Genomic DNA, 8,462 nt, shown 5'->3' on the forward strand with positions numbered 1-8,462 from the left:
TCAGATCATCCTCGGGAAGGTGCGCCCTTTCCTACGCCGCCTCGCCGAGGCTCATCCACAGGTTCTGATCATTGCTCGCCAGCGGATTGGCCGAACACCGTCACGCGCTGGGGATCGCCGCCGAACGCCGAGATGTTGTCGCGAACCCATTGCAGAGCGCAGATCTGGTCACGCAGGCCGAGGTTCTGCGTCGCCGGGTCATGGATGTTCAGGTAGCCGAAGATGCCGAGGCGGTAGGTGACCGTCACCACTACGACTTGTCCCTCGGCCGCCAGCGTCTGAGCGTCGTACTTCGGGGATTCGCCACCACCCGATACGTAGGCCCCGCCGTGAAACCACACCATCACCGGCAGACTTTCGGCATCCGCCGGAGCGGTGACGGTGAGCACTTGGCACTGCTCACTCTTGGTTAGGTCGTCGACGAAGGCGCCCGTGACGGACTGCAGACGGGATGGCAGTTGAGGGCACGCAGGGCCACGCTCGGTGGCATCGATCACTTCTCGTCCGAACGTGACGGGTTCCGGGGCGGCGAACCGGTCGGCGCGGGCATAGGGAATGCCGCGGGCGACCACCACGCCGTCGTTTTCGATCGCCTGCAGGGTGGTGCCGCCGATGTCGATGCGCGTGGCCGCCATCGGCTCACAATATGAAGGACCCCCGATCCGCGCGGATCGGGGGTCCTTGGTCGGGCGGTCAGAAGGCCTGGTCGACGAAACCGTTGCTGGTGTTGGTGTTGTCGTGGTTGTCGACGCTGTAGTGGGGACCGATCGGGGTTCCGGTGGTGGCCTGCGCGGGGACGGCCAGACCCAGGACGGCGGCGGTCATGCTGGATGCGATCAGAGTGGCAAAGCCGAACTTCTTCATTTTGAACCCCTTTTTCGGTTGTTGTGGTGCTCTGATGGTTGAAACCGGTTGTGCGGCAGTACCATTCCGATCGGCAGGATTTGATGCACGGTTGGCAGAATTAAGTCTTTTGTGACGGACGCGGTAGCCGTACAGGGAATATCTGCGATTTGCCTGCACCGTCCTCACCGCCGGCGCGATGCTTGGGTCAGAGGAGGGCATCATGACCGAGACGACGCCATCGCTGTACCGCCGGCTGGGTGGCTATGACGTGATCGCGGCCATCATCGACGACATGTTCGCCTTGTTGCGAGCGGACCCGGCCTTCGCTCGTTTCGGGTCGGGCCGCAGCACCGATTCGCACATGCGGGCGCGGCAGCTGCTCGTCGATCAGATGGGTGAGCTGACCGGCGGGCCGTGTTACTACATCGGGCGTGACATGTTGACCTCCCATGCGGGACTGGCGATCTCCGCCGCGGAATGGGAAGCCAACATGAAGCACGCTGACGCCGCACTGCTCAAGAACGGTGTGCCGGACGCCGAAAGAGCGGAGTTCCTGGCGCTTTTCGAGCGCTACCGCGACGACATCGTCGAATAGCGGTCCCGGTCGACCCGGGTCTCCGCTAGTTTCGCCCTGTGGATGCGCAAGCGGTGCGGTGCTGGGTGCAGGAGCGGCATGCCCAGCTTCATATGCGCAAGTGGATGCTGGAGTTCGACGACGCCGACCCCGAACGCGAGTTCCGGGCACACGACGACGCGAACGGCCTGCGGGCGGCGACCTTCGCACAGGTGGTCGGCGTCCTGTTCACCGTCGTGTACGCGGGCGTGGATTTCCTTGTCCTGCACGGTTTCGTCCCCGGCGCACTGATCGTCCGCGTGGTCACCATCGCCATCTTCCTGCTCGGGATCGTGGCGATCCGCCGGATTCGAACGCTTCAGGACCATCTGCAGGTCGCCGCTGTCGTGCAGCTGACGATCGTCCAGGTGCTGCTCGTCCCGGTGCTTGCCGGCATCGGCGATTTCCCGACCCAGTACCTGATGACCTCGGCCACCGTCACGCTGCTGGGCGCCGTCGGTCTGTTGCGGCTGCGGATGCACGCCGCCCTGGCCAACACGGTGGTGTTCGTCGTGGTGTGCCTGGAACTGCCGAATGCCCGGGGGAACCTGAACGAGCTCGGCACGATGGCACCGCAGATCGCGGGACTGGCCGCGATAAGCGTGCTGATCGCCTATGCGCTGGAGCGGCTGCGGCGCATCGACTTCCTGCGGCAGCGTGAAATCGAACGAGAGCGGGCCCGGACCGAGGAGATTCTCTACAACGTGCTGCCGGCACCGATCGCGGACCGGCTGCGCGACGGCGCGCTGACCATCGCCGACTCGGCCCCGAGCGTCAGCGTGTTGTTCTCGGACATCGTGGGCTTCACCCCTCTGTCCGAGACGCTGACACCGGAGGAGCTGGTGCAGTTGCTGGACACGATGTTCCGTGCCTTCGACGAGCTCTGCGACCGGCGTGGCATCGAGAAGATCAAGACGGTCGGTGACGCCTACATGGCGGTGGCCGGCCTGCCCAATCCCGACGCGGACCACGCTGCCTCGATGGCCGAACTGGCCCTCGACATGCAGCGCACAGTCACCGGCCTGTCATCGAGTTGGCCGAGTCCGATCTCGATGCGGATCGGCATCTCGTCGGGTCCGGTGGTCGCGGGCGTGATCGGGCAGCGCAAGTTCATCTACGACCTGTGGGGCGACACCGTGAACACCGCGAGCCGCATGGAATCCAGTGGCCGCCCGCACCGTATCCAGGTGTCCGCGTCCACGCACGCGCTGCTGGCGCACCGCTACGCATTCAGCGACCCGCAGGTGGTCGAGGTCAAGGGCAAGGGACGCATGACGACGTACTTCTTGGAGGGCGCTCGGTGATGAGTGAACCGCTGCTGCGGCGCGACCGCGATGACCGCGGCGTCGTGACGCTGACGCTGAACCGGCCGCAGGCCTTCAACGCCCTGTCCGAGGCGATGCTCACGGAACTGGGGGAGGCGTTCGCCGCGATCACGGACGATGCGACGGTGCGGGCCGTCGTCCTCGGGGCATCCAGCCGGGCTTTCTGCGCCGGCCACGACCTCAAGGAAATGCGCGCCGAGCCGTCACTCGAGTACTACCAGGAACTGTTCGCCCAGTGCACCGCGGTGATGATGGCGATCCAGCGGTTGCCGGTCCCGGTGATCGCGCGGGTTCAGGGCCTGGCTACGGCGGCCGGCTGTCAGCTCGTCGCGATGTGCGATCTCGCGGTGGCGAGCCATGATGCCCGCTTCGCCGTCAGTGGCATCAACGTCGGATTGTTCTGTGCCACACCGGGAGTCGCGTTGTCGCGCAACGTCCCGCGCAAAGCCGCCTTCGAGATGCTGGTGACCGGGGAGTTCATCGCGGCCGACGAAGCCAAAGCCCTCGGACTGGTCAACCGGGTGGCGGCGCCGGAAGCGCTCGACGACGAAGTGGAAGCGATCGTCGCGAGCATCGTCGCCAAGCCTGCCGTCGCCGTCGCGATGGGCAAGTCGTTGTTCTACCGCCAGCTCGAAGTCGGGATCGAAGCCGCCTACGCGGACGCCGGCGCGACGATGGCCTGCAACATGATGGACCCGAGCGCGCTCGAGGGCGTACTGGCGTTCATCGAGAAGCGCCCGCCCCACTGATGTGGCGGCGTGCGCCAAGAATCCGCCAAGGCCCGCGCACCACGCTGTGGCCATGAAGACCATTCTGATCGCGGCGCTCTCGGTCGCGGCCACCGCAGCATTGCCACTCGCCGCCGTGGCGAACGCCTGTGGCGGTGGCGGCCCGGTGCCGGCCAACCATGAATTCGTGACCCCGTCGGGGAACATCGTTTGTGACATCTACTCCGACGGCACTGGCGTGAATTGCGAAGTGCGGGAACATGCCTGGGTGCAGCCGGCATCCACGATGGGTCCCTACGGCCGGGCCTGTAATTTCAACTTTGGCGGTCTGCAGTTCTACGTCAGCAAGGGCAATCCCGGAAAGCTCGGATGCTACGAAGGCGCGAGTAACTTCACCGCCTCGAACCTCAAGACGCTCGACTACGGCCAGACCTTCACTCAAGGTTCGATCACCTGCACCAGCGAGCTGGCAGGCGTCACCTGCACCGACACAGCCACCGGGCACTTCATCCGCGTCTCGCGTGAGAATTACGACTTGGGCTGAGTGGTTGACGGTTCGGCCGCCCGCGGCGCACTGTGATGTGAGTCATATTTCTATCCGGACGCATCGGGGCAGAGAGGCGGCCGCTCGTGACCACGAAGGACAAGTACACGGAAGTGCCCACGCCGTACTCCTGGGACGTGCCGAGCGGCGGCGACGCACGCTTCACCTGGGAATATGACGACGGCCGCGGGCGCCTGCTGAACCTGTACCAGAAGGGCAAGGACAAACAGTGGGACGCCCAGTCGCGTATCGACTGGTCGCTTGATGTCGATCCGATGAACCCGATCGGCCTGCCCGACGAGTTCCACCCGCTGTTCGGCAGCCCGATGTGGGAAGCGGCCGACGAGAAGCGCCGCGCCGAGATGAAGCGCCATTCTCAAGCCTGGCAGTTCTCGCAGTTCCTGCACGGCGAGCAGGGGGCGATGGTGTGCGCGGCGAAGATCGTCGAGGTCGTCCCCGATCTCGATGCGAAGTTCTACGCGGCCACACAGACCATGGACGAGGCCAGGCACGTCGAGACGTTCTCGCGGTTCCTGCAGGAGAAGGTCGGCCTCGTCTACCCGATGAACAAGAACCTGAACCTCCTGCTGGAGGACACCCTGCGGGATTCGCGCTGGGACATGCCCTACCTCGGTATGCAGGTGCTCATCGAAGGACTCGCGCTCGCCGCGTTCGGGGTGCAGCGCGACTTGGCGGCGCCCGGGTCGTTGGCCAAGCAGGTGCTGGCCTATGTGATGCAGGACGAGGCCCGGCATGTGGCGTTCGGCCGAATCTCGTTGAAGGACTACTACTCCGGGATCACCGAAGCGGAGCGGAGCGAACGCGAAGAGTTCGTCGTCGACGCCTGCTATCTGATGCGGGACCGGTTCCGCGGCGAAGAGGTCTTCGAGACCCTCGGGCTCGACGTCAAGGCATGTGCCGAGTGGGTCGATACCTCGGCGCCCATGATGAAGCAGTTCCGCGCGCATCTGTTCAGCCGAATCGTGCCCATTGTCAAGGACATTGGGCTGTGGGGCCCCAAGGTGAAACAGGCCTTCGCCGACATGGGCGTGCTGGACATGGCCGGCTTCGACATCGAGTCGATGATGAAGGCCGACGAGGATCAGGCCGAGGCGCTCGACAAGGCACACGCCGAAATGGCTGTCCGGGCAGCTGAAGTGGATCAGGTCATTCAGGCGGCGAGCTAGAAACTTCCGAAGGCCACCGGTAGGGTGCTGGGTCCGGTCACGCCCAGCATCGACGGCCACGGGGACGGACCGGTGCGACGGAGGTTCGGCATCCGCTGGGCCATGACCGTCAATGCCTCCGTCAACTCCAACCGGGCAAGGTGAGAGCCCAGGCAGTAATGTGCACCGTTGCCGAAAGCGAGTGTCGCCGTCGAGTTTTCGCGGGTGATGTCGAAACGTTCCGGTTCGGGGAACGCCGCTGGATCACGGTTGGCGGCTGCGGTGTTGACGAATACCAGGGTGCCCGCCGAAATGGGTACTCCGGCGAGTTCGACGTCCTCGGCCGCAAGTCGGGACAGACTGAATCCGATTGGGCGGTAACGCATTACCTCGTCGACCGCCTGTGCGGCGAACTCGGGGTGTGTGCGAAGGAGCGCCCACTGGTCGGGATGGTCGCAGAAAGCGTCGATCGCCGCGCCGAGTTGGTTGCGTGTGGTGTCCGTTCCCGCCCCAAGCAGGGCGACAGCGAGCGCCAGCAACTCGTCGTGATCCAGTGCTGCTCCGTCGTCTTCGGCGCGGATGAGGTCGGAGATCACATCATCGGTCAGCTCATGACGGCGACGGGCGACCATGAGCTCCAGATAAGCGTCGAGCTGTTGCCACGCCTGCAGGACGCACGGCCCGTCGGTCGCCAGATTGAATTCGAAAATCTTGCCGATGTCGGCAATCCAGTCGGAGAACAGCCCCCAGTCCTGTCGGGGCGCCCCCAACAGCGCACAGATGATCGGTACCGGGAATGGCCGCGCGATGTCTGACACGACGTCGCAGTGGCCGGCAGTCACGTGCGGGTCGACGACGTCGGTGATGATGTCGCGGACGAGGCCTTGCAACCGCGCGATGGCGCGGGGTGTGAACGCCTTGGCGACCAGCCGGCGTTGCCGGTAATGACGTTCGCCGTCGATGGAGAGGATCAACGAGGAGATCCGTTGCCACAGTGGACCTTCGGTGATGCCCTGGGATTCCGCGGCGGCACGGTGTGCCACGGTGAAGCGTGGGTCGCGTAGTACGGCGCGAGCCAGGTCGTAGCTGAGTATCTCGGGCCCCAACGGGCCGATCGCCACCGGTCCGTGTCGACGTGCGGCGGCGATGGCGCGATGTGCGTCGTCCGGGTTGTGGCACTGCAGGTAGTTCAGCGTGGGCAGGCAGGTATCGATGGTCATGACATCGAGCATCAGCCGCGGACCGGCGCCAACCATCGGGGTATCCGCGCATCTTCTCCGGCGTGGGGGTCGTATACGACCCCCAGGCGCTGCGTTCTACGCCGTTCTGTCGATGTTCCGGCCCTTCCGAGGTCGCAGGCTGATTAGCATGATCGACACAGACGCGGCGCTGTTGAACTGCGGAGACCTGGCTATGGGCGAGCTGATACCGACCGGCACGGTCACGCTGCTGCTTGCCGACGTCGAGGGTTCGACCAGGCTGTGGGAGACGCGGCCAGACGACATGACGGCCGCCTTCGCAAACTTGGACCGCACGCTCGCGCAGCTGGTAGAACCCCACCACGGTGTCCGGCCGCTTGAGCAGGGGGAGGGCGATAGCTTCGTCATCGCTTTCGGTCGGGCCAGTGACGCCGTTGCGTGCGCGCTGGATCTGCAACGGGCGGCGCTCGACCCGATCCGGCTGCGCATCGGTATCCATACCGGCGAGGTGCAGTTGCGCGACGAGTCCAATTACATCGGGCCGACCATCAACCGCACCGCGCGGCTGCGGGACCTGGCCCACGGTGGACAGTCCATCTTGTCCAGTACCACAGCGGATCTGGTCACCGACCACCTGCCGGGTGCGGTGTGGCTGACCGATCTGGGCCGACACTCGGTACGAGACCTGCCTCGTCCCGAACATGTGATGCAGCTCTGTCATCCGGACCTCATCAACGATTTCCCGCCCCTTCGCACGGCCAAACCCGCTCGGGCGCACAACCTTCCGGCGCAGTTGACGTCGTTCATCGGTCGCAGTGCGCAGCTGGCCCAACTGCAGGAGAGCCTCACGGAACATCGGCTGGTGACGCTCACCGGGGCAGGTGGTGCGGGGAAAACTCGTATGGCAGTAGAGATTTCGTCTCAGCTTACCGAGAAGTTCCCGGACGGGGTCTGGTACGTCGACCTCGCTCCCATCACCGACCCGGCGGTGGTCGCGGTCGCCGCCGCGCACTCCATGGGGCTACCTGACCAGCCCGGGCGCTCGATCGTCGACATCATGGTCCGATTCGTTGCGGACCGAGGTGTGTTGCTGCTGCTCGACAATTGCGAGCACCTGCTGGACAGCTGTGGCGAGTTGGCCATGACACTGCTTGCGCGCTGTCCGCAGCTGACGATTCTGGCGACCAGCCGCGAGCCCATCGGTCTCGCCGGCGAAGTGATTTGGCGGGTGCCGTCCCTTGGATTGGCGGATGAGGCCGTCGAGCTCTTTCTCGACCGTGCCCAGCAAGCCCGTCCAGGATTACGGTTGACCGGCGACGATGCCGAACGGGTGCACGACATCTGCCGCCGGCTCGACGGTATGCCGCTGGCGATCGAGCTTGCCGCGGCTCGGGTGCGGGCACTGTCTCTGGGCCAGATCGTCGAGGGTCTGCAAGACCGCTTCCGAGTGCTGACCGGCGGTGCTCGCACCGCGGTGCGCCGGCAGCAGACCCTGCGCGCATCGGTGGAGTGGTCGTTCGGACTGCTCACCGAGCCCGAACGGATGTTGTTCCGCCGGCTCGGAGTATTCATGGGCGGGTTCGACCTGGAGGCCGCGCAGGCGGTATGCGCGACCAGCTCGGTTGAGCAGTACCAGGTGCTGGACCAGCTCGGCCTGTTGGTGGACAAGTCGCTGGTTGTCGCCGACGACGGTGCCGGGGTCATGCGGTACCGAATGCTGGAGACCATGAGGCAGTACGCGTTGGAAAAACTCGGGGAGTCCGGTGAGTCCGTGACGGTTCGAGAGCGACACCGTGACTACTACGCCGGAAAGGCGACAAGCACTGCACCACATCTGGTGTCCGACTGGGCCAATGGCGAATTCGACAACCTCAGGGCGGCCCTGGCATGGAGCCTCGAATGCGCCGATATCGAGACCGCCTTACGGCTGGCGTCTGCGCTACAACCGTTTTGGGTGGCACAGGCGCGATAGCGTCCCGGGGAGTGGTGGACTTCGGATCTGGCGTGGTTCACGCGTTGTGATCAACGAGTCATGGTGAAC

Annotated in this window: 8 protein-coding genes and 1 pseudogene; 6 read left to right on the forward strand and 3 right to left on the reverse strand. The window is 65.0% G+C overall.

The genetic code is table 11. The features are described 5' to 3' along the window. Positions 1-77 precede the first annotated feature (77 nt). Positions 78-635, reverse strand: a pseudogene (locus ACJH7A_RS29505) (carboxylesterase family protein); the annotation flags it as partial. A gap of 58 nt (positions 636-693) precedes the next feature. Further along, positions 694-864, reverse strand: a complete 171-nt coding sequence (locus tag ACJH7A_RS29510; protein ID WP_212806835.1) for a hypothetical protein — start codon at positions 862-864, stop codon at positions 694-696. 202 nt (positions 865-1,066) lie between these two features. Here ACJH7A_RS29510 and ACJH7A_RS29515 point away from each other — a divergent pair, with 202 nt between their 5' ends. From ACJH7A_RS29515 to ACJH7A_RS29535, 5 genes are all read left to right on the forward strand, one after another. Further along, positions 1,067-1,441 carry a group 1 truncated hemoglobin gene (locus ACJH7A_RS29515; protein WP_212806834.1) on the forward strand — a complete coding sequence of 125 codons (375 nt, stop codon included), beginning with the start codon at positions 1,067-1,069 and terminating at the stop codon, positions 1,439-1,441. A 38-nt stretch (positions 1,442-1,479) separates the two neighbouring features. Further along, positions 1,480-2,763, forward strand: a complete 1,284-nt coding sequence (locus ACJH7A_RS29520) for an adenylate/guanylate cyclase domain-containing protein (RefSeq protein WP_406803230.1) — start codon at positions 1,480-1,482, stop codon at positions 2,761-2,763. Next, positions 2,763-3,533, forward strand: a complete 771-nt coding sequence (locus ACJH7A_RS29525; RefSeq protein WP_406803231.1) for an enoyl-CoA hydratase — start codon at positions 2,763-2,765, stop codon at positions 3,531-3,533. Before ACJH7A_RS29520 ends, ACJH7A_RS29525 begins: the two co-directional genes overlap by 1 nt. Positions 3,534-3,579: 46 nt before the next feature. After that, entirely contained in the window at positions 3,580-4,056 is a 477-nt protein-coding gene (locus ACJH7A_RS29530) for a hypothetical protein (protein WP_406803232.1), read from the forward strand. An 86-nt stretch (positions 4,057-4,142) separates the two neighbouring features. Beyond that, the gene (locus ACJH7A_RS29535; RefSeq protein ID WP_406803233.1) at positions 4,143-5,243 is read left to right on the forward strand and encodes a ferritin-like domain-containing protein; all 1,101 of its coding nucleotides are present in this window, start codon (positions 4,143-4,145) and stop codon (positions 5,241-5,243) included. Here ACJH7A_RS29535 and ACJH7A_RS29540 read toward each other — a convergent pair. After that, the gene (locus ACJH7A_RS29540; protein ID WP_212814647.1) at positions 5,240-6,442 is read right to left on the reverse strand and encodes a cytochrome P450; all 1,203 of its coding nucleotides are present in this window, start codon (positions 6,440-6,442) and stop codon (positions 5,240-5,242) included. The genes ACJH7A_RS29535 and ACJH7A_RS29540 overlap by 4 nt on opposite strands. 193 nt (positions 6,443-6,635) lie before the next feature. Between ACJH7A_RS29540 and ACJH7A_RS29545 the strand changes: the two genes are divergently transcribed. Next, positions 6,636-8,393 (forward strand): ATP-binding protein, encoded by a 1,758-nt coding sequence (locus tag ACJH7A_RS29545; protein WP_406803234.1) that lies wholly within the window; start codon positions 6,636-6,638, stop codon positions 8,391-8,393. The last annotated feature ends 69 nt before the right edge of the window (positions 8,394-8,462 follow it).

Source organism: Mycobacterium sp. SMC-17 (assembly GCF_045310915.1).
Taxonomy (GTDB): Bacteria; Actinomycetota; Actinomycetes; order Mycobacteriales; family Mycobacteriaceae; genus Mycobacterium.

Coding starts and splice junctions, on each gene's coding strand:
- ACJH7A_RS29510 (WP_212806835.1), bottom strand. CDS start 864: ATGAAGAAGTTCGGCTTTGCCACTCTGATCGCATCCAGCATGACCGCC.
- ACJH7A_RS29515 (WP_212806834.1), top strand. CDS start 1,067: ATGACCGAGACGACGCCATCGCTGTACCGCCGGCTGGGTGGCTATGAC.
- ACJH7A_RS29525 (WP_406803231.1), top strand. CDS start 2,763: ATGAGTGAACCGCTGCTGCGGCGCGACCGCGATGACCGCGGCGTCGTG.
- ACJH7A_RS29540 (WP_212814647.1), bottom strand. CDS start 6,442: ATGACCATCGATACCTGCCTGCCCACGCTGAACTACCTGCAGTGCCAC.
- ACJH7A_RS29545 (WP_406803234.1), top strand. CDS start 6,636: ATGGGCGAGCTGATACCGACCGGCACGGTCACGCTGCTGCTTGCCGAC.